This is a genomic window from Pontibacter sp. E15-1, assembly GCF_022601975.1.
Lineage (GTDB): Bacteria > Bacteroidota > Bacteroidia > Cytophagales > Hymenobacteraceae > Pontibacter.
On sequence record NZ_JAKVIR010000004.1, the window covers coordinates 89,518 to 109,988 of the forward strand.

Genomic DNA, 20,471 nt, shown 5'->3' on the forward strand with positions numbered 1-20,471 from the left:
TGTTAAGGTCAAGCGGTTCTAGAGTTTACGGAGTCATTCTGTTCGGCGGATGTGCTGCCGTTTCCATTCAGAGGCGTGCCGGGCACCTGGCCCTCGTGCTGCTCCGGATGATCTGTCAGGCCTTGCTCCACTGGGGCATGTGGCTCCACTTCGCTCAGCGTCTTGCTGCGGTCTGTGCCAGCCGTGTGCGCCTGGTATGCGGTCAACGCCTCAAACGGGCGCGGACCAACCAAACGCTCCAGGTCGCTCTGGAACAGAATCTCTTTTGCCAGCAGCTCCTGTGCAATCACCTCCAGCTCAGGTCCTTTCTCGGTAAGTAACTGCTTGGTGCGATCGTAAGCGGACTGGATGATAATGCGAACCTCCTCGTCAATTGTCTGTGCAGTAGACTCAGAGTAAGGCTTGTTGAAGGTATAATCGGAGTTCTGCTTGGAGTCGTAGAACGACACGTTACCGATCTTCTTGTTCATACCATACATGGTCACGATGCTGTAGGCCATTTTCGTGATACGCTCCAGATCGCTAAGAGCGCCTGTAGAGATTTTCCCGAACACAAGTTCCTCGGCAGCTCGTCCGCCAAGTGCCATGCACATCTCGTCAATCAGCTGTTCGGTAGTATACAGAAACTGCTCTTTCGGGAGGTACTGTGCATACCCAAGGGCTGCAACGCCGCGCGGCACAATGCTTACTTTCACCAATGGATCGGCGTGCTCCAGGAACCAGCCGGCAACTGCGTGGCCTGCCTCATGATAGGCTACAATTTTCTTTTCCTCTGGCGAGATGATCTTGTTCTTTTTCTCCAGACCACCAATCACGCGGTCTATGGCGTCGTTGAAATCCTGCTGATCCACTGCTTTTTTGTTGCGACGGGCCGCTATCAGGGCCGCCTCGTTACACACGTTGGCGATCTCAGCGCCGGCAAAACCAGGCGTCTGGGCAGCAAGCTTTCTGGCATCCACGTCAGCGGCAAGTGTCAGCGGCTTTAAGTGGACGTCAAATATCTCGGTTCTGCCGTTGATGTCGGGCTTATCGATGCTGATCTGGCGGTCGAAACGACCGGGGCGCAACAGGGCAGAGTCCAGGGTGTCGGGGCGGTTCGTAGCCGCCAATATGATAACGCCGGAGTCTGTAGCGAAACCGTCCATCTCCACTAGCAGTGAGTTCAGGGTGTTCTCGCGCTCATCGTTTCCGCCTGGCGTAGAGCCACGGCTACGGTGGCGGCCAATCGCGTCAATCTCATCGATAAAGATGATACACGGCGCTTTGGCTTTTGCCTGCTTAAAGAGGTCACGCACACGTGCGGCACCCACTCCCACAAACATCTCCACAAAGTCGGAACCGGAGAGTGAGAAGAACGGTACGTCCGCCTCGCCTGCCACAGCCTTCGCCAACAGCGTTTTACCCGTTCCCGGAGGGCCTACGAGCAGTGCGCCTTTTGGTATTTTACCACCCAGGATGGTAAACTTAGCCGGAGTCTTTAGGAACTCCACGATCTCCTGCACCTCTTCTTTTGCCTCTTCCAGGCCAGCCACGTCCTTAAACGTGATCTTCACTTTGTTCTCAGCATCAAAAAGAGCCGCTTTTGACTTGCCGATATTGAAAATCTGGCCACCTGCGCCCCCCGTGGTGACACGGCGCATCAGGAACCAGAAACCAAACACGAGCAGAATCAGGAAGCCCCATTGCAGAAAGAAATCAGCAAAGCCGGTACGGTTCTCGAGGGTATACCCCACGCGCTGGTCTTTCGGGATGTTCTCCTGCAGCTTCTCCAGGTCTTCCTTGAATGTTTCGGCGGAGATGATCTGGAAATGATACTGTGCCCCCTTGCTGTCCACATTCAGGACACCACGGTCGTTCAGCTCGCCTTTATACTTGTCGTTTTGAAGGGCTTCGTCTTTCAGGCGCACCTCCACGGTTTTACCGTTCACGATGGTGAGTTTCTTCACGTCGCCACTCAACAGCATCTCCTCAAAGTCCTGTTGTGTTGTTTCGATGGAAGAGTTACTGTTGTTCAAGTAAGTCAGCCCGAAGATCAGCAGAATCAGCACCGCCAGCATCCACAGCTGCATGGTAGGCCGCGGCGGCGTGTTCGGGATCATCGGCTTTTTCTTCTTGGTATTGCCTTTGTTATTTTTTTCTGCCATTGATGTTTAAATTCAGATATATGAGAAACACTGGCCGTTACGATTTGTTCGGGTGCGGCCGCAAATGTTTATTCTGATGCTGACGCAACGCGCTCTATCTGGGCATCGCCCCAAAGCTCTTCCAGCGCATAGAACTCGCGTTTGTCTTTCAGGAAAATATGTGCCACCACGTCTACGTAGTCCAGCAGCACCCACTCGTTGTTGGTGCGGCCTTCACTCTGCCACGGGTTCTGTCGGATTTTCTTAAATACTTCTTCTTCGATGGAGGTAGCGATGGCGTCTATCTGTGTGTCGGAGTTAGCGGATGCTATCACGAAATAATCAGAAACAGCGTTTTTGAGTGATTTGAGGTTAATAACAACAATATCGGTGGCCTTCTTTTCCTGCATTCCCTTTACTACAAGCTCTGCCAATATGTCTGAAGTAGCCTCAACCTTGGGTTCTTTCATTTGTGCTCTTTAAATTTGATCTGTAAAAGTACTAAATATACGCTTAAGTTATGGTGCCTCATACGCTGTTTATAGGCCAGCAGCTTTATTTTCTGCCGGTATGTGAGTCTACCAACTCAGAAGCCCAACTGCTTCTTAACAAAAATGGAGCCACAGAGGGCTGCACGGTAGTGGCGGGCCACCAAACCAAGGGGCGCGGGCAGCGGGGAAATTCCTGGGAAGCTGAGCCCGGCATGAACATCACGCTCTCGGTGGTCCTGTCGCCCTCCTTTCTGGCTGCCAGGCAGCAGTTCAGCCTCAACATGGCGGTGTCGCTGGCCGCGCTTGATCTCCTGCAGGAGCAAGGGATGGCCGAAGCGAAGGTCAAGTGGCCGAACGACTTGTTTTTCGAGGATAAAAAACTCGGTGGCATCCTGATCGAGAACACGGTACATGGCAATACCTTGCAACACAGTATCGTTGGCATTGGTTTAAATGTAAACCAGATGCAGTTCGGGTATACAACGGCCACATCGCTGCGTCAGGTATTGGGGCGGCCGCTAAATGTTGAGAAACTGACAGCAAGGCTGCTCGAGTTGCTGGAGAAACGCTACCTGGAGTTGCGCCGGGGCCAGACGGATAACCTGCGCTATGCTTACTTGCAGGCGCTATACCGCTATCAGGAGGTGCACGCTTTTCTGGTAGGCGATTGTGAAGTACAAGGGCAGATTGTGGGCGTTGCCGAAGACGGGCGGCTCGCGGTTGCGGTTGAAAACGAGCTGCGCTACTTCGGTTTTAAAGAAATAAGCTACTGCATCTGAGAACCGTTCCGGATACAAGTTTGCCTCAGCGAAACGTCCGATTTGGGGGAGTGTTAATAATGTTTTTGGCAGAAGCCGCCCCCGCTAAAGTGGGGCATGGTAATTGATATCGATGTTCAGACTGCAATGCGACGGTAACGAACGGGAGCAGCAGTTTGGTTTATTTACAAATATTTTAAATAACGTAGAAGATAATTTGCTTATTTAAGCTATATTTGATGTGTAAGCCAATTTCTTATCAGGTTTGCAAAAAATAATTGTCTATGAAAATTTTTACACGAGTAGCTTTAGTTGTTACGCTCATCACGTCGCATCTGCTCAGCTTTGCGGCAACTGCTGTAAACGAGGGAATTGTGCCAGTGAGCAAAGGCGATAACACAAACTGGAAGCTTATGCCAGAAAAAGGAGGCTCCCAGCTAGTGGTGTCTGCCAACAACTCACGTCCCGCCTTTGTGGTGAATGCTGAGAAACATACCTGCTCCCAGATATTCGCTTCTTCTGTTAGCCAGGTATTTCACGTGGTAGAGGCCAGAGGAGACAAAGCCATGTATGCCAGCATTACCTTGGCTGCCCTGGCACCGGGCCGCGAAATCAAGCCAGTGCCGTCCATCAACGCATACCCGAACCCATCGCGTGGCATTACCCGCCTTGCCCTGAACCTGCCCGGCGACAACACCTATAAGATCCGCATCTCCAACACCATTGGCCGTGTGATCAGGGTGCACGAACTTGCCCCAGCCGACAGAATGGAAGTGGAACTGGACTTGAGCAGCTATCCTTCGGGCGTATACTTCTACAGCCTGCTGGTGAACGACAAAACGATAGAAACTAAGCGCCTCGTGCTGCAAAAGTAAGCGAGCGACATCCTGCATTTATACCAGAGCCGGCCAATTGGTCGGCTTTTTCTTTATAAACCTCTAATTATTCCACAGCCGCTTTACATTATTTATTATTTTCGGGGCTGAATCAACTATCGTTATGACGGATTATCGGAAGATAAACAACATCGTGGGCTGGATTGTGTTTTTTATCGCAACTACGGCCTATGTGCTCACCCTGGAGCCGACTGCCAGTTTTTGGGATGCCGGCGAATTCATCGCCTGCTCATACAAACTTCTGGTGCCTCACCCGCCCGGGGCACCGTTCTACCTGCTGGTAGGCCGCCTGTTCTCGATGTTTGCCGCAGACCCCACGCAAGTGGCCTGGTGGGTAAACCTGCTCTCGGCGCTGTGCAGCTCGTTCACGGTGCTGTTCCTGTTCTGGACCATCACCATATTGGCCCGCCGCCTGCTGGTGAAGGAAGGCGCTGCTCCTACAAAAGGCAACCTGCTCCTGATCATGGGAAGCGGTGCAGTGGGAGCCCTGGCCTATACCTTCTCCGACTCCGCCTGGTTCTCGGCGGTGGAGGCAGAGGTATATGCCATGTCGTCATTCTTTACGGCCATCGTTTTCTGGGCCATCCTGCGCTGGGAGGCAAAAGTGGGCGAGGCGCACTCCGACAAATGGCTCATCCTGATTGCCTATCTGGTGGGGCTTTCCATCGGTGCCCACCTCCTGAACCTGGTCACGATTCCGGCCCTGGCCTTTATCTACTATTTCCGACTGTATAAACCAACCTTCTGGGGCGGCGTGGTGGCGTTTGCCATCAGTGCCGTGGTTGTGGTGGCCATCCTCTGGGGGATTATACCTGGGCTGCCTACCCTGGCAGGCAAGTTTGAGGTATTCTTCATCAACACCTTCGGGCTGCCGTTCGGCTCCGGACTGATCGTGTTTGTTATCCTACTGATCGCGCTGATCGTGTTTGGGCTGCGCTACTCCATCCAGCATAACATCCGGGTGCTCAACACGGCCATGCTTTGCTTCGTGTTCGTAGTGATCGGGTACTCCTCTTATATGATTATCCCGATCCGCTCGTCCTATAACCCCACGATTGATGAGAACGACCCGGATGACATCCTGACCTTTGTGGCATACCTAAAGCGCGAGCAGTACGGCGACCGCCCGTTGCTGTATGGCCCGCAATACAATGCCCAGCCTGTGTCGCAGGAAGAGGGCGCTCCCCGCTATGTGCGTGGCAAAGACCGTTACCTGCCAGCCAATCCGAAGATTGAGCCGGTATACGACAGCAAAGACAAAACCCTGCTGCCCCGCATCTACAGCGACCAGCCGCAGCATATAGACGCCTACAAGAAATGGGTAGACCTGCGCGAAGGCCAGGCACCGACGTTTGGGCAGAACTTGAGTTTCATGTTCCGGTATCAGCTCGGGTTTATGTATTGGCGCTATTTCCTGTGGAACTTTGTGGGCCGCGAGAGCGACGTGCAGAATGCGGGGGTTCTTTGGTTTGGCAACGATGAGGCCAATGTGCCGGAGCGCGTGTTGGAAAGCAAGGCCCGCAACAACTTTTACATGCTGCCGCTCCTGATCGGTATCCTCGGTTTGATATACCAGGTGCGGAAAGCAGAGCGAGACGCCTTCGTGATTGGCCTGCTCTTCTTCTTTACTGGCATCGCCATTGCCATTTACCTCAACCAACCGCCCGTGGAGCCGCGGGAACGGGATTATACCTTCGCGGGCTCGTTCTACGCCTTCAGCATCTGGATAGGGCTGGGGGTGATGGGGCTGGCCGACCTGCTTTCGAAGGGCCTGAAAAACACGCAGACCCGGGGCGCAGTCGCCACCCTGATCGGCCTGGCGGTGCCGGGCATCATGGCGGCAGAGGGCTGGGACGACCACGACCGCTCCGAGCGCTACCAGTCTGTGGACTCTGCCAAGAACCTGCTCGACTCCTGCGCCCCGAACGCGATCCTGTTCACCAACGGCGACAACGACACGTTCCCGCTATGGTATGCGCAGGAAGTGGAGGGCTACCGGACAGACGTGCGCGTGGCCGTGCTCAGCTATCTGAACACAGACTGGTACATCGATCAGATGAAGCGCCCTTCTTATAAATCGGAGCCGTGGCCGCTAACGCTGGAGAACGCGAACTACCGCCAGGGCACCAACGACTTCCTGCCGTATGTGGAGCGTCCGCAGGTGGCGGCGGGTATAAACCTGGACCAGTACATTGCGCTGATCAAGGAGAACCACCCGGCCCTGCAGGTGCAGTATGGCCAGGGCACCACACTCCTCACGATGCCAACCAAGAACTTCTTCCTGGATGTGGATAAGGCGAAGGTGCTGCAGATGGGCTTCGTGGCCAAAGACAAGCAAGACGAGGTGGAAAGCCAGATGAAGTGGACGATCAACAAGTCGATGCTGGAGAAAAAGCACCTGATCATGCTGGACCTGCTGGCAACCAACGACTGGATGCGCCCGATCTACTTCTCCACCACTGTGAACAGCGCCGACTTCATGGGCCTTGCCGACCACTTCCAGTTGGAGGGCCTTGCCTACCGGGTCGTGCCCGTGAAATCGACGGAGAAGGACGAGCAGGGATATGTAGACAAGGAGCTGATGTATGAGAACATGATGAAGAAGTTCCAGTTCCGCAACTTCGACAACCCCGACATCTTCTATGATGAGAACTACTACCGTTTCTCGGCTAATGCCCGCGACAAATTTGCCCGCCTGGCCTCCGCATACCTGGCAGAGGGGAACACCGCCAGGGCGAAAGAGATAGTAGACTACTGTTTCGAGAAGCTCCCCGGGAAATCGGTGCCTTACGACTACTATACCCCACAGTTCATCCCGATATACGATGCGCTTGGAGAGCAGGAGAAAGCCGAGCAGCTGCTCGACGAAATGGCCAAGGACTCGCAGCAGGCCCTGGACTATTACTTTGCGAAAGGCGCCCTGTTCGATACCGAGATCCAGACAAACATGGTGATTCTGCAGCAGCTGATCGGTGCCGCCGAGGAGCTGGGCATGCAGGACCGCGCCAGTGAGCTGCAACAGCAGTTTATGCAGTACCTGCAGCGCATGCGCCGTTAAACAAAACCGCTGCAGTTGCAGTAAAAAGGGCCGGGCTGTAGCAAACAGTCCGGCCCTTTTTTTCCCGACCCTGATGCGTCCATTTAAGATGAGAAAAGCTTCTGTGTTACTTTGCGGCCTGTTGCTGGTTCTGGCAGGTTGCCGTGGCGGGTTGAGTTCATCCGAAAGGCTGGAGCCGATAGTGGAGCCGCGGGCGCAACCGGAGCTTGTGATGCAGCACAGCTACTACGCCAGTAACGACAGCCTGCACCTGCTCCTGCGCTTTGAGGACGCGAAGCGTGTGGTAAACCTGCCGCAAGTGGCCTTTGCCTATACCTATACCATAGCGGCAGGAGGTGCCGGGGAAAATAATGTGCTCCTACGGGATTCCATAGAAATCCCCCCGCAAAATGGCCAAGCTAACCAGGATTACCTGACGGCACGACTTGTGCTCCCCGGGTATGTGGTACAGTCGCCGCACGTGCTCCAACTGCGGATATGGCAAAAGCTGGCTGGGCAGGAGCGTATGGGCACCAGCTTCCGGCTGCCTCTGTCTGGCGGCATGCTACAGAAAAGCTATCTGCTGGAAGACGCCGCCTCGGGTCAGCCCCTGCTCCAGAATTATACCACAACATCAGCCAGGCTTTTTGCGCGGCATTTTGGCCCAGTCTCCCCCGATAGCATACAGGTGCAGCGCTTTGAATCGGACTTCAGGCCTGCCGTTCCGCCAATGTCTTCGCGCCCAACCGACGCACCACGCACCCTGTCGGCTACCGAGGTACAGACAATTGCCCCCTCAGACACGCTTCCGCTGCAACAGGCAGGCATTTACCTCCTCAACCCCGGAACGGCCTATACCAGGGGCCTGCTGGTGCTGCCCGGTCGTTTCCCGGAGATAACTAGGGCGGAGGAAATGCTGCAGCCCCTCGTATACCTGACCACTTCCAAAGAGCGGCGGGAGCTTTTGGCCGCGAACGACACGAAAGCCGCCATCGACAGGTTCTGGCTGCAACTGGCCGGCGACGAGGCCTCGGCCCGGGCACTCATCCGGGAGTTTTACAATCGCGTGGAGTTGGCCAACCGCCTTTTCTCCTCGCACAAGGCAGGCTGGGCCACCGACAGGGGTATGCTTTACATCGTCTATGGCCAGCCCAGCCGCGTCACCGAATCCGGCGACACCCTGACGTGGGTATACCTTGGCCAGCAGGATCGGCCTTACATCAAATTCGTTTTTACCAAAAAAGGGAATAACTTTACCGAAAATCATTATGAGCTGATACGGCGCCGCGAGTACGGGGAGAGTTGGTACAGCACTGTAGCAAAATGGAGAGCAGGCAAAACAAATACGTAGGCAACCGTTCCGGTGACTACAGAGCATCGAGTGAAAATAAAACCGAGATGATTTTCGGCATGCACCCCATTTTGGAGGCGCTCACGGCCGGGAAAGAGCTGGAGCGGATCTTCCTGTTGCGAGGCGCCAAGAGCCCGGCCACAGAAGAGCTGCTGCAACTGGCAAAGGACCTGGAAGTGCCTGTGGTAACGGTGCCGCTCGAAAAGCTGAACAAGCTGACGCGCAAAAACCACCAGGGAGCCGTGGCGCTGATTTCGCCGATCTCCTATGTGCCGCTGGCCGAAACGGTGACGGCGCTGTTTGAGCAAGGCAAAAACCCGCTTCTCCTGATACTGGACCGGATAACGGACGTGCGCAATTTTGGCTCCATCGCCCGAAACGCGGAGTGTATGGGGGTGGATGCCATCGTGATCCCGAGCCGTGGCGGCGCGCAGATAAATGCCGACGCCGTGAAAACTTCAGCGGGCGCCCTGCACCTGGTGCCGGTATGCCGCGAGCCGAACCTGAAGGAAACATTGGACTATCTCAAGGATTCCGGCTTCCAGATAGTGGCTTGTACCGAGAAAACAGAGGAGAACCTGACGGACATGGCCCTGGACATGGTGGGCCCCACGGCCATCATTATGGGCAGCGAGGAAGACGGCATTTCGCCGGAATACCTGAAGCGGGCAGATGCGAAAGTGCGCATCCCGCTGATCGGCAAGATCGGGTCGCTGAACGTGTCAGTGGCTACAGGCATCATCCTGTATGAGGCCATGCGCCAGCGCCTTCTCGATAGCGGCTACGCCAACCTCGGGAACGTGCAGAAACAGTAACCTGCGTTTATCCAAAATAGAAAAGGGCGAGGGCCGGAGAGTTATACATAGGTATAAATCTCCGGCCCTCGCCCTTTAGTTTATGCAGGAGCTGTATCCTGTTCCTGCGGAGTGCCTATATGTAATCAGGCCCTTTTCTTGATTTAGCCTCTGCCATAAAGTCCTTTACCCGCTGCTCTTCGCCTTTCTTGCAGATCATCAGTACGTTGTTGTACTCGGCCACAATAAAATCCTCCAGGCCCTGCAGCACAACAAGCCTTTCTTTCGGCGTTTTCACGATGCAGTCCTTGGTGTCGTACATGATAACCTCACCGTCGACCACATTGCCGTTCTCGTCCTTGTCGTTGATGGTATAAAGTGAGTTCCAGGTGCCCAGGTCAGACCAGCCGATGTCGGCGAGCAGCACGAACACGTTGTCCACTTTCTCCATAATGCCATAGTCGATGGACACGTTGCGGCACTGCGAGTAGGCCCTCGTGATGAAGTTCTGCTCTTCCGGCGTGTTCATCACGGCGTTGCCCTCCTCGAAAATCTCCGAAATCTCGGGGAGCTGCTGCCGGAAGGCACGCAGGATACTTTGCGCGTTCCAGATAAAGATGCCCGAGTTCCACACAAAGTCACCGCTCTCCAGAAACATCTGCGCGAGTTCCAGGTTCGGCTTCTCCGTAAACGTCTTCACCTTTTTAATGGGCTTGGATGCGTCATCGATATATTGAATGTAGCCATACCCTGTGTCGGGGCGGCTGGGCGTAATACCCAGCGTGATCAGCACATCGTCCTGAGCGGCGGCGTCCACGGCGTCGGTGATCACGGAGGTGAACACATCCTGCTTCATCACCACGTGGTCGGAGGGGGTTACCACCAGATTGGCGTTGGGGTTCAGCTGCGCGATTTTGTAGGAGGCGTAGGCGATGCAGGGGGCGGTGTTGCGGCCGACAGGCTCCAGCAGGATCTGGTTCTCGCTGAGTTCCGGCAACTGCTCCTGCACCAGGTTTTTATAGTCCTTGTTGGTTACCACGAAAACGTTCTCGGTCGGGCAAATGTCCTGAAAGCGTTTCATCGTCATCTGCAGCATGCTTTCGCCTGTGCCGAGCACGTCGTGGAACTGCTTGGGGTAATTGGTGCGGCTGAAGGGCCAAAAGCGGCTTCCGATGCCACCAGCCATAATTACCACATACGTGTCTTTTCTCATATCTATACTAAACCTTCTTTTAACAAATCGTGCAGGTGCACAAAGCCCCCAAATTTACCAGAATTTGTCACAATAACTTGTGTGATGCTTTTATTCTGCATAAGCACGAGCGCTTCCACAGCATACTCCGAGGCCTCGATGGTAAGCGGCGACGGGGTCATGATGTCGGCGGCGGTGATGCCCTCTATCGAGTCGTACTTGTTGAGCATGCGGCGCAGGTCGCCGTCTGTGATGATGCCGACCAGCGTCGCGCCGTCCTCAGAGAGCACTGCGGTGGCCCCCAGGCGCTTCGAGGAGATCTCGATAATGATCTCCTTCAGCCGGGCGTTGGCGGTAACGTGCGGCGACTCGTGCTGCGTGTACAGGTCTTCCACTTTCAGGTAGAGGCGCTTGCCCAGCGAGCCGCCGGGATGCAGGTGCGCAAAGTCGGCGCTACTAAAGCCCCGGGCCTCCAGCAGGCAGATGGCCAGCGCGTCGCCCAGGGCGAGGGCGGCCGTGGTGCTGGTGGTAGGGGCAAGGTTAAAGGGGCAGGCCTCGCGCTCCACGTGGGCGTTCAGGATAAAGTCGGCGCTTCGGGCCAGGTAGGAGTCGGTGCTCGAGACCATGGCCGCCAGTTGGGAGCCCTTGCGCTTCAGGAGCGGCACCAGCACTTTTATCTCGGGCGTGTTGCCGCTTTTGGAGATGCAGATCACGAAGTCGTCTTGCTGAATCATACCCAGATCGCCGTGTATGGCGTCCGCGGCGTGCATAAAAAGGGCTGGCGTGCCAGTAGAATTCAGGGTGGAGACAATTTTTTGGGCGATGTTTGCGCTCTTGCCGATACCCGTCACCACTACCCGCCCTTTGATGGACAGGATGGCCTCAACGCACTTTTCGAACCCTTCGTCGATGCCCTCCACCAAGTTGGCGATCGCCTCTGCTTCGAGCTGCAAGACTTTTTTTGCGGTCAGGGGTATATTATTTGAGAGATTCAAATTAAATTTGTATAGTATACGCTAAGGAAGTAGGTTGCTACCTGAATAAATTTTAGTACGGTTACATGTCGGTAAAACAAGAGATAAATCTCAAGAACAAATTAAAAGAAGTTTTTGGGTATAATCAATTTAGAGGGAATCAAGAGTTGATAATAAACAATATTATCAACGGCAAGAACACCTTTGTGATTATGCCAACGGGCGCGGGCAAGTCGTTGTGCTACCAACTGCCGGCGCTTTCATTGCCGGGCACCGCCATCGTTATCTCGCCGCTGATCGCGCTGATGAAGAACCAGGTGGACCAGCTGAACGCCTTTGGCGTGAATGCCCATTTCCTGAACTCCACCCTGTCGAAGGCCGAGATAAACAAAGTGAAGAAAGAGACCATAGCGGGGGAGGTGAAACTGCTCTACGTGGCGCCTGAGTCGCTGACGAAGGAAGAGAACATCGATTTCCTGCGCAACTCCAATCTGTCTTTTGTGGCCATAGACGAGGCGCACTGCATCTCGGAGTGGGGCCACGACTTCCGGCCGGAGTACCGCCGCATCCGGGGCATCATCGACCAGATCGGCAACCTGCCCATTATCGCCCTCACGGCCACGGCCACGCCTAAGGTGCAGCTCGACATTCAGCGCAACCTGCAGATGGATGAGGCTTCGGTGTTCAAGTCCTCTTTTAACCGTACCAACCTATACTACGAGGTGCGCCCCAAGCACCAGACCAAGAAGCAGCTGATCCAGTATGTGAAGAAGCACAAGGGCAAGAGCGGCATTGTGTATTGCCTGAGCCGCAAGAAGGTGGAGGAGATTGCCGAGTTGCTGCGCGTGAACGACGTGAAGGCGCTGCCATACCATGCCGGCCTCGACTCGCAGATACGCATGGCCAACCAGGATGCCTTCCTCAACGAGGACGCCGACGTGATTGTGGCCACCATCGCCTTTGGTATGGGCATCGACAAGCCGGACGTGCGCTTCGTGATCCATTACGACACCCCGAAGTCCATTGAGGGCTACTACCAGGAAACCGGCCGCGCCGGCCGTGATGGTATGGAGGGCAACTGCATCATGTACTACAGCTACGACGACATCGTGAAGCTGGAGAAATTCAACAAAGACAAGCCCGTAACAGAGCGCGACAACTCCAAGCTGCTGCTGCAGGAGATGGCCTCTTACGCCGACTCGGCCGTTTGCCGCCGCAAGCAACTGCTGCATTACTTCGGGGAGGCCTACGAGAAAGACTGCGGCTTCTGCGACAACTGCCTGCACCCCAAAGAGCGCTTTGAGGCGCAGCAGGAAGTGCAGCTGGCACTGCGGGCGGCGGAACTGACAGGCGAGCGCTTCGGCATCGACCACCTGACGGCGGTACTGACCGGCCTGCGCAACCAGCATGCCACCAGCTACGAGCACGACAAACTGGAGGTGTTTGGGGCAGGCAAGGAGCATGATGTGCAGTTCTGGAGCTCTGTCATCCGGCAGGTGCTGCTCTCGGAGTATCTGGAGAAAGACATTGAGAGTTTTGGCGTGGTAAAGCTAACGCAGAAAGGGAGAGACTTTATCAGCAACCCGCATACTATCCAGCTCACCAAAGACCATAATTACGAACAGGAAGTGAAAGAGGACGAGGCGAAGGAGGAGACGCAGGCCTCCGCCGGACACGACGAGGTGCTTTTCGATTTGCTGAAGAGCCTGCGCAAAAAACTGGCAAAGGAGAAGAACTTGCCGCCGTATGTGCTGTTTCAGGACCCCTCGCTGAAGGAGATGGCCACCGTATACCCCACCACCCGGGATGAGCTGGCCTATATAGGCGGCGTGGGTATGGGCAAGGTGCAAAAGTTCGGAAAGCCTTTCCTGGAGCTGATCAGCAAGTATGTGGAGGAAAACGACATTGTGACGGCTGCAGACGTGGTGGTGAAGACCACTGTGAACAAGTCGAAGATCAAGATATACATTATCCAGCAGATTGATAAGAAAGTGGAGCTGGAGGAGATCGCGTCGGTCAAAGACCTGACCATGCAGGAGCTGATTGAGGAGATCGAGCATATCTGCTACTCCGGCACGAAGCTAAACCTGAACTACTACATCAACAACGTGCTGGACCAGGAGCGCCAGGAGGAAATCTTCGACTACTTTATGAACGCCAGCACCGACAACATCGCGGAGGCGCTAAAAGAGCTCGGTACCGACGATTATACCGAAGAAGACGTGCGGCTGATGCGTGTCAAGTTCCTCTCGGAGTACGCGAATTAATTGTTGATTGTCAAATTGTCGGTTGTTGCTTATATATAGTTCGGTAGCGCTGCCCTCTTAAGTATGGTTGCCCCGTCTCAATGATGGCCGGCTCTGCTGCGGATCGACAATAAACAATCAACAATTAACCACCAAATCAACCATCAACAACCAGCAATTAACAACCAACCAATGAACGTACTGATTATAGGATCCGGAGGCCGTGAGCATGCCATTGCCTGGAAGCTAAGCCAAAGCGAGTACTGCGACAAGATATTTGTGGCACCCGGCAACGCCGGCACAGCCCAGTATGGCACCACCGCTGCGGTAGACGTCCACAACTTCGACGAGCTTGCCAAGTTTGCCACCGACTTCAACATCATGATGATTGTGGTGGGGCCGGAGAATACATTGGTGGAGGGTATCCACGACTACTTTCAGGGTTCTGAGTACCTGAAGCATATCCTGGTGATCGGGCCAAAGAAAGCTGGCGCGATGCTGGAAGGGAGCAAGGACTTCTGCAAGGCCTTCTTTCAGCGCTACAACATCCCGACGGCGGCATACCAGACCTTCACTGAAGACACCTTTGCCCAGGCAACGGCCTACTTGCGCAGCCATACCTTCCCGGCCGTGCTGAAAGCGGATGGCCTTGCGGCAGGAAAGGGCGTGATCATCGCCCAGGACTACGACGAAGCCGTGGACGCCCTGGAGGACATGCTCCGCAACAAGCGCTTTGGCGCGGCCAGCAGCAAAGTAGTGATAGAGGAGTATCTGGAGGGCATTGAAGCGTCCGTGTTTATCCTGACGGACGGCAAAGACTATGTGCTGCTGCCGGAGGCGAAAGACTACAAGCGCATCGGCGAGGGCGACACAGGCCTGAACACAGGCGGTATGGGGGCCGTTTCGCCGGTGCCGTTCGTGGACGACGTGTTTATGCAGAAGGTGAAGGAGCGCGTGATCGAGCCCACCATCCGGGGGATGCAAGAAGACAAGCTGGAGTATACCGGTTTCCTGTTCATCGGGCTGATGAACGTGAAGGGCGAGCCTTACGTGATTGAGTATAACGTGCGCCTCGGCGACCCGGAGACAGAGGCTATCCTGCCCCGCATCAAGTCAGATTTGTTTGAGTTGTTCCGTGCCCTGCACGACCACAAGCTGAGTGAGTTCAAGCTGGAGATAGACCCACGCACGGCCACCACGGTTTTCCTGGTGTCGGGGGGCTACCCGGAGGGGTTTGAGAAAGGGAAGGAAATCTCAGGTCTCGAAAACGTGCCTTCGGATGTGCTAGTGTTCCATGCGGGCACCAAAAGGGTGAACGGCAAGCTGGTGAACAACGGCGGCCGCGTGATCACGGTGACGGCCCTGGGCGACACCATGGAGGAGGCGCTGGAGAAAGCCAACGCCGCCGCCGCCGCCATTACCTGGCAAGACCGCTACTACCGCCACGACATCGGTTTTGACTTGCGCGGCACGCTGGCGTAACAGGATGTGTAGGTAAAGTCTGTGCTCTTCCGGACTTCCCAGTCCGGAAGCCGCCTGCCGGGGATTTCCTAATCCCCGTGGTCCTACTAACGCGGATTAGGAAATCCGCTTCAGGAAAAGTTTCGGATTAGGAAATCCGAAACAGCGGGGCACTTTGGTTATAATTATCAATGATATCTATAAAAATGAAGCACTATAAACAGCAAAGGCCGGTGAATCTCACCGGCCTTTGCTGTTTATAGTGCTTAACGCCGAAGCTTAGCAATACTCCTCAAACGCACCCTGCAGGTTGTCTACAATGCGGTTCAGCTCGTTGCCTTCGATGTGGTAGCGCTCGATCATGTGCACCAACTCGCCGTCTTTGAACAGGGCGATGGAAGGGGAAGAGGGAGGGTATGGGAGCATCAGCTCACGTGCCTTGGCTACTGCTTCCTGCTCCATGCCGGCAAAAACCGTTACCAGCTTCGTGGGCTTCTTGTCAGCGGCGGCCACAGATATTTTGAGGGCCGGACGTGCCTTGGCGGCTGCGCAGCCACACACAGAGTTCACGGCCAGCAGCACAGTGCCTTCCGAGTTGATTGCCTGCTCTACTTGCTCTGGTGTTGTAAGTTGCTCAAAGCCCGCTGACGTAAGGTCCTCACGGATAGGTGCAACCATATATTCGGGATACATTGCCATATAAATTCAGTTTAATTTTGTGATGTTCTGCAAAGGTAACAAATCGCCGCTAAAAAAGTTGCCTTGGCACTCCCATAGATTTTAGACGATAGGCTATACATATAAAAAATTAAATATTTATTATTTTGTTTAGAATATATATAAACTTACTGATAAAGCATAACTCTTTGAAGAATAGGGGGGTATAGCTAACAATCACAGTCGCGAAGCGCTTGAAATGCTGCCCTTTTTCGTATAAAACCTGGATTAATTTGTCTTTAATTCAAGTTTTGTGGGGATAGTTGAAAGAGGGAGTGATTTTTTGGTATTTTTACGCAAGTGTTCGCGCGGCTGGTCACACAAACAACCAGACAAGTATAATTTTTAGATCCCATGTTCACCTATACCCCTAAAAGCACTAGCCCTTATGTGCGTTACTATTACCTCCCTGCCAACTCTGAGAGGCAGGCAGAAGTCATTCAAGTATTAAACTGCAGTTCTGAGGCAGTGCAGGTGCCCATGCGGGAAGAAGACCTGGAACTAACCGCCTTCTTTGAGCGAAAGCTTAATATGCGTGAGCGAAAGTCCTATAACAGCGACGAGACCTGGAAAGTATATGACTGCTGGGACGAGCTGCAGCACGACCACGAGCAGTTTGGCCTGGACGAAGAAGTGCTGCATATCCTCCTCCAGCGCCTGAGATACCAGTATCCGCTCCGGGAGAGCCTGGCCGCGTCAGCCTGAACAGTTCATGCGTCACAGCAAAAAAGGCTGCCTTACATTGTGTAAGGCAGCCTTTTTTGCTGTGACGCCCGGGATAAACCCCGTGCCGGTTCGGAGTTAGTTTACCTGAATCTCATCCAGGAAAAGCCAGGCTTTCTCGCCTTCCCCTTGTTTGCCAGCAGGTACGGTTTGCGTGTTCTTTACCGCTACCCGCACAAAACGGGTGGTGGCAGGAGACATCGCCACCTTCAGGATGGCCTTCGAGCCCTCCACAGACGAAACCTTGTCTGTGGTGCCGAGCGGCTTGAAATTCTTCCCGTCTGCAGAGCCATACACTTCTACCGCCTTCGGAGGGTATACATAGGTGCCCCCGGCATTCAGGGCGTGCACCGTCACGGAACTGATCTGCTGTGCGGTGCCCAGGTCAATAGTGGCCTCCAGATCGCTTCCGGAGTAGCCGATAGACTGCTGGTCGCGGCCGCCCTTCTCATTCACGATCCCGTCTACCAGAGTAAAGGCGCCGTTTCCGGGGAAGTACTCCGAAGGCTGCTCTTTCAGGGTGATGGCCTTGCCGGTGGCCTTGTTGACACTCACCTTTAAAGAGAGGGAGTCGATCAGTTGGTTGTTTTTGTAATACAGCCCCGTTACCTGCGCCGACTCTTTGAGCTGAAGCGGTTGCGTGTATTCCTGTGCGGCCTGTTTGCCTTTGATGGTATAGCGCAGTTGGCCGATGTCCTTTTTGCCGTCCAGTTTCAGGGTGACGCCCTCGTTGCCGGGAGCAGGCAAGACACTCGCCATGATATCATAATAGGCTTTGCTGTAATTGGCACCCCACAGGTCGTAGCGTTTAAACTGCGTCATCAGGCGCTTCTCAAAGTCAGGCCAGCTTTTCTTTTCCGGCGCGGTCCAGAGCACCTCGCTCAGGGCGCTCATCCTCGGGAAGATCTGGTACTCCACTTTGGCGGGATTGCTCATATACTCGGTCCAGACGTTGGCCTGCGCGCCCAACACATACTTGGCCTGCTCCGGCGTCAGTTCTTTCGGGATGGGCTCGTAGCTGTAGGCTTTTTCGATGCTGGTGAAGCCGCCGATGGTCACGGAGTCCTCGCGCTGGCTCTGGGAGTGGTCGAAGTACACGTGCGTGCCCGGCGTCATGATCACGTAATGGTTCTGCTTTGCCGCCTCAATGCCGCCAGCCTCGCCGCGCCAGCTCATCACAACGGCATTCGGGGCCAGGCCGCCTTCCAGAATCTCATCCCAGCCGATGATGGTGCGGCCCTTGCTGTTGATATACTTTTCTATGCGCTGGATAAAGTAACTCTGCAGTTCGTGCTCGTCGTGCAGGCCCTCGTCTTTAATGCGCTTCTGGCACAGGGGGCAGGTCTTCCAGTTGGCCTTCGGGCTCTCGTCGCCGCCGATGTGGATGTATTTGGACGGGAAGATCGCCATCACCTCATCCAACACATTCTCCAGAAACGTGAAGGTGGAGTCCTTTCCGGCACAGAACACATCATCAAAAATACCCCAGGTCTGCTCTACTTTATAGGGTCCGGTGCCGGGGCAGCCCAGCCAGGGGTATGCGGTGAGGGCAGCGCTGGAATGGCCTGGCAATTCGATTTCCGGGATAACGGTGATGTGCCTGTCAGCGGCGTATTTCACGATCTCTTTGGCCTCTTCCTGGGTATAAAACCCGCCATAGCGCTGGTTGGTGTTGCCCGTGCCGGGGTAGCGGCCAATGATGGTGCCGTCGCGGAAGCCGCCCACGCTGGTCAGCTCCGGATATTTCTTGATCTCAAGGCGCCAGCCCTGGTCCTCGGTCAGGTGCCAGTGGAAGTAGTTCATCTTGTGCAGCGCCAGGTAGTCGATGTACTTCTTGAGGAACGACACCGGGAACATGTGGCGGCCCACGTCGAGGTGCATGCCGCGGTAAGCGAAGCGGGGCGCGTCCTGTATGGTCACGGCCGGTATCTTCAGGGAGGCGCTTTTCTCCACGGGCAGCAGCTGAATCAGCGACTGCAGGCCGTAAAACGTGCCGGCGTATGTGTCGCCCTCAATGGTAACGCCCTGCGGCGTCACGTTCAGGGTATAAGCATCGTTCTTGGCGGCCTGCGCCTGCTTGCGTGTGGAGAGGCGGATATAGTCTTTCTTTTCCTTTTTGTCGATGTCGAGCTGAAAGCCATATACCTCCTGCAGGTACGCGTTCAGAAACTCAGCCGCTTTCCGGTCTTCTTTGTCTTTTGCCACCAGGGTAGTGTGGCTGCTGATGGTATACTGCCCGCTTTTGGTCTGCACACTGGCAGGCTTGGGAATGATGCTGATTTCCTGCGCGCTGGCGACGTGGGCCAACAGCAGGAACAGAAAGAAAATCCTTTTCATATTTTATTTTATCTGATGAGTGATGTGTTACAGGGGGAGGCTTCCGGAAATAGGCTGCTTCGTTCTGATCTTATGCCCGAAAACGGCGAAGTACAGGATGACCAGGTAGCACGGGATCATGACCCAGTATGCCTGTTGCGGGTTGACCGCATCGGCCAGCCAGCCGTAGAGCAACGGCAGCACCGCCCCGCCAGCTATACCCATAATCAGCAGCGAGGAGCCTATCTTGGTGAAGCGGCCCAGGTCAGCGATGGCCAGCGGCCAGATGGCAGGCCACATCAGCGCGTTGGCAAGGCCCAGCAGCGAGATAAACAGCACCGACATATACCCGTCGGAGAACAGGGAAGCCAGCACCAGCACCACGCCCAGCACCGCCGAAACCTGCAGCGCCCTGGCCTGCGAGATAAACCTCGGGATGGCGAAAATGCCGATCACATAGCCCACCAGCATGGCAACCATGGTATAAGTCGTGAAGATTTTGGCAGCCGATAGCTCAATGCCCTTGGAGGCCCCATAGCTGATCACGGTGTCTCCGGCCATCACTTCCACGCCCACATATAAGAAGAGGGTAAAAGCGCCCAGCAGCACATGCGGAAACTGGAACACGCTTGTTTTATGGGTGTTGGCAGTGGCTACCGCCTCGTCTTCTTTATCAGTGTCTACCTCCGGCAGGGCCGAGAAAGAGACCAGCACCGCCAGCACGACCAGCACCGCGGCCATCACGATGTATGGGGTGATCACCTTGGTGGCCAGCAAGTCTAGCTCAACCGCCTGTTGGGCGGCGCTCATACTGCCGAGCGTGTTCACCAGCGCGTCCGCGTTGTCCAGGATGATGGCACCGAGTATAAACGGGGCCATCGCGCCAGCCACTTTGTTACAGATACCCATGATGCTGATGCGTTTGGCCGCACTCTCGCGGGGGCCCAGTATGGTTACATAGGGGTTCACGGCGGTTTGCAGCACCGCCAGTCCCGTGCCCTGTATAAACAGGCCGATCAGGAAAAAGAGGTAAGTCCGCGTCATGGCGGCTGGCACGAAAACGAGCGCACCAATGGCCATCACGCCCAAGCCAACCGACATTCCCTTTTTAAAGCCCGTCTTTTTCAGTACCCAGGCCGATGGGATGGCCATCACGAGGTAGGAGACATAAAAGGCGAAGGCCACGAGGTATGACTCAAAGTTGTTGAGCTCGCAGGCAATTTTCAGGTAGGGTATAAGGACCGAGTTCAGCCAGGTGACAAAGCCGAAAATGAAAAACAGTGCCCCAATGATCAGCATGGACCGCATGCTGCCTCCGCTCTGGTTGGCTGCGGTTGCCTTTCCTTCTTTTAATATAGATTTTTGTGCCATCGTATCGTGCTGGTTATAGAA

Annotated in this window: 15 protein-coding genes; 8 read left to right on the forward strand and 7 right to left on the reverse strand. The window is 54.9% G+C overall.

Annotated features, from left to right (window positions below):
- Positions 1-8 precede the first annotated feature (8 nt).
- Both ftsH and rsfS read right to left on the reverse strand, forming a co-directional pair.
- Positions 9-2,144: an ATP-dependent zinc metalloprotease FtsH gene (gene ftsH, locus MKJ04_RS04130; protein WP_241639622.1), complete on the reverse strand. Its 2,136-nt coding sequence runs from the start codon at positions 2,142-2,144 to the stop codon at positions 9-11.
- Positions 2,145-2,212: 68 nt separating this feature from the next.
- Positions 2,213-2,593: a ribosome silencing factor gene (gene rsfS, locus MKJ04_RS04135; protein WP_241639623.1), complete on the reverse strand. Its 381-nt coding sequence runs from the start codon at positions 2,591-2,593 to the stop codon at positions 2,213-2,215.
- Between the two features lie 50 nt (positions 2,594-2,643).
- On the opposite strand from rsfS, the gene MKJ04_RS04140 reads away from it, so the two are divergent.
- From MKJ04_RS04140 to rlmB, 5 genes are all read left to right on the forward strand, one after another.
- Positions 2,644-3,393 (forward strand): biotin--[acetyl-CoA-carboxylase] ligase, encoded by a 750-nt coding sequence (locus MKJ04_RS04140; protein WP_241639624.1) that lies wholly within the window; start codon positions 2,644-2,646, stop codon positions 3,391-3,393.
- Between the two features lie 263 nt (positions 3,394-3,656).
- On the forward strand, positions 3,657-4,247 hold the full coding sequence (locus MKJ04_RS04145; RefSeq protein WP_241639625.1) for a T9SS type A sorting domain-containing protein: 591 nt from the start codon (positions 3,657-3,659) through the stop codon (positions 4,245-4,247).
- Between the two features lie 124 nt (positions 4,248-4,371).
- Complete coding sequence (locus tag MKJ04_RS04150; RefSeq protein WP_241639626.1) at positions 4,372-7,326, forward strand: DUF2723 domain-containing protein; 2,955 nt, start codon at positions 4,372-4,374, stop codon at positions 7,324-7,326.
- An 88-nt stretch (positions 7,327-7,414) separates the two neighbouring features.
- Positions 7,415-8,656, forward strand: a complete 1,242-nt coding sequence (locus MKJ04_RS04155) for a GWxTD domain-containing protein (RefSeq protein WP_241639628.1) — start codon at positions 7,415-7,417, stop codon at positions 8,654-8,656.
- Positions 8,629-9,471 (forward strand): 23S rRNA (guanosine(2251)-2'-O)-methyltransferase RlmB, encoded by an 843-nt coding sequence (gene rlmB / locus MKJ04_RS04160; RefSeq protein WP_241639630.1) that lies wholly within the window; start codon positions 8,629-8,631, stop codon positions 9,469-9,471. The genes MKJ04_RS04155 and rlmB overlap by 28 nt, the downstream gene beginning before the upstream one ends.
- Positions 9,472-9,586: 115 nt before the next feature.
- Here the strand turns inward: rlmB and MKJ04_RS04165 are convergent, their stop codons facing one another.
- Both MKJ04_RS04165 and MKJ04_RS04170 read right to left on the reverse strand, forming a co-directional pair.
- Positions 9,587-10,663, reverse strand: coding sequence for a mannose-1-phosphate guanylyltransferase (locus MKJ04_RS04165; RefSeq protein ID WP_241639632.1), 1,077 nt, complete (start codon positions 10,661-10,663; stop codon positions 9,587-9,589).
- A 2-nt stretch (positions 10,664-10,665) separates the two neighbouring features.
- On the reverse strand, positions 10,666-11,637 hold the full coding sequence (locus MKJ04_RS04170; protein ID WP_241639634.1) for an SIS domain-containing protein: 972 nt from the start codon (positions 11,635-11,637) through the stop codon (positions 10,666-10,668).
- Positions 11,638-11,702: 65 nt separating this feature from the next.
- On the opposite strand from MKJ04_RS04170, the gene recQ reads away from it, so the two are divergent.
- Together recQ and purD are read left to right on the forward strand one after the other, a co-directional pair.
- Positions 11,703-13,883, forward strand: a complete 2,181-nt coding sequence (recQ, locus tag MKJ04_RS04175; RefSeq protein ID WP_241639636.1) for a DNA helicase RecQ — start codon at positions 11,703-11,705, stop codon at positions 13,881-13,883.
- Between the two features lie 171 nt (positions 13,884-14,054).
- The gene (gene purD, locus MKJ04_RS04180; protein ID WP_241639638.1) at positions 14,055-15,344 is read left to right on the forward strand and encodes a phosphoribosylamine--glycine ligase; all 1,290 of its coding nucleotides are present in this window, start codon (positions 14,055-14,057) and stop codon (positions 15,342-15,344) included.
- A gap of 258 nt (positions 15,345-15,602) precedes the next feature.
- Here the strand turns inward: purD and MKJ04_RS04185 are convergent, their stop codons facing one another.
- On the reverse strand, positions 15,603-16,016 hold the full coding sequence (locus MKJ04_RS04185; RefSeq protein ID WP_317246700.1) for a BrxA/BrxB family bacilliredoxin: 414 nt from the start codon (positions 16,014-16,016) through the stop codon (positions 15,603-15,605).
- A 378-nt stretch (positions 16,017-16,394) separates the two neighbouring features.
- On the opposite strand from MKJ04_RS04185, the gene MKJ04_RS04190 reads away from it, so the two are divergent.
- Complete coding sequence (locus MKJ04_RS04190; RefSeq protein ID WP_241639641.1) at positions 16,395-16,745, forward strand: hypothetical protein; 351 nt, start codon at positions 16,395-16,397, stop codon at positions 16,743-16,745.
- Positions 16,746-16,841: 96 nt separating this feature from the next.
- Here MKJ04_RS04190 and MKJ04_RS04195 read toward each other — a convergent pair whose 3' ends face one another.
- Positions 16,842-19,100 (reverse strand): family 20 glycosylhydrolase, encoded by a 2,259-nt coding sequence (locus MKJ04_RS04195; RefSeq protein WP_241639642.1) that lies wholly within the window; start codon positions 19,098-19,100, stop codon positions 16,842-16,844.
- A 27-nt stretch (positions 19,101-19,127) separates the two neighbouring features.
- Entirely contained in the window at positions 19,128-20,450 is a 1,323-nt protein-coding gene (locus MKJ04_RS04200; protein WP_241639643.1) for a sugar MFS transporter, read from the reverse strand.
- Positions 20,451-20,471: the final 21 nt, after the last annotated feature.

Bases quoted from the DNA above. Each gene is read 5' to 3' on its own strand.
- rlmB (WP_241639630.1), top strand. From the start codon at position 8,629: ATGGAGAGCAGGCAAAACAAATACGTAGGCAACCGTTCCGGTGACTAC.
- MKJ04_RS04165 (WP_241639632.1), bottom strand. From the start codon at position 10,663: ATGAGAAAAGACACGTATGTGGTAATTATGGCTGGTGGCATCGGAAGC.
- MKJ04_RS04155 (WP_241639628.1), top strand. From the start codon at position 7,415: ATGAGAAAAGCTTCTGTGTTACTTTGCGGCCTGTTGCTGGTTCTGGCA.
- MKJ04_RS04185 (WP_317246700.1), bottom strand. From the start codon at position 16,016: ATGTATCCCGAATATATGGTTGCACCTATCCGTGAGGACCTTACGTCA.
- MKJ04_RS04190 (WP_241639641.1), top strand. From the start codon at position 16,395: ATGTTCACCTATACCCCTAAAAGCACTAGCCCTTATGTGCGTTACTAT.
- purD (WP_241639638.1), top strand. From the start codon at position 14,055: ATGAACGTACTGATTATAGGATCCGGAGGCCGTGAGCATGCCATTGCC.
- MKJ04_RS04195 (WP_241639642.1), bottom strand. From the start codon at position 19,100: ATGAAAAGGATTTTCTTTCTGTTCCTGCTGTTGGCCCACGTCGCCAGC.
- MKJ04_RS04150 (WP_241639626.1), top strand. From the start codon at position 4,372: ATGACGGATTATCGGAAGATAAACAACATCGTGGGCTGGATTGTGTTT.
- MKJ04_RS04200 (WP_241639643.1), bottom strand. From the start codon at position 20,450: ATGGCACAAAAATCTATATTAAAAGAAGGAAAGGCAACCGCAGCCAAC.
- ftsH (WP_241639622.1), bottom strand. From the start codon at position 2,144: ATGGCAGAAAAAAATAACAAAGGCAATACCAAGAAGAAAAAGCCGATG.
- rsfS (WP_241639623.1), bottom strand. From the start codon at position 2,593: ATGAAAGAACCCAAGGTTGAGGCTACTTCAGACATATTGGCAGAGCTT.
- recQ (WP_241639636.1), top strand. From the start codon at position 11,703: ATGTCGGTAAAACAAGAGATAAATCTCAAGAACAAATTAAAAGAAGTT.
- MKJ04_RS04140 (WP_241639624.1), top strand. From the start codon at position 2,644: ATGGTGCCTCATACGCTGTTTATAGGCCAGCAGCTTTATTTTCTGCCG.
- MKJ04_RS04145 (WP_241639625.1), top strand. From the start codon at position 3,657: ATGAAAATTTTTACACGAGTAGCTTTAGTTGTTACGCTCATCACGTCG.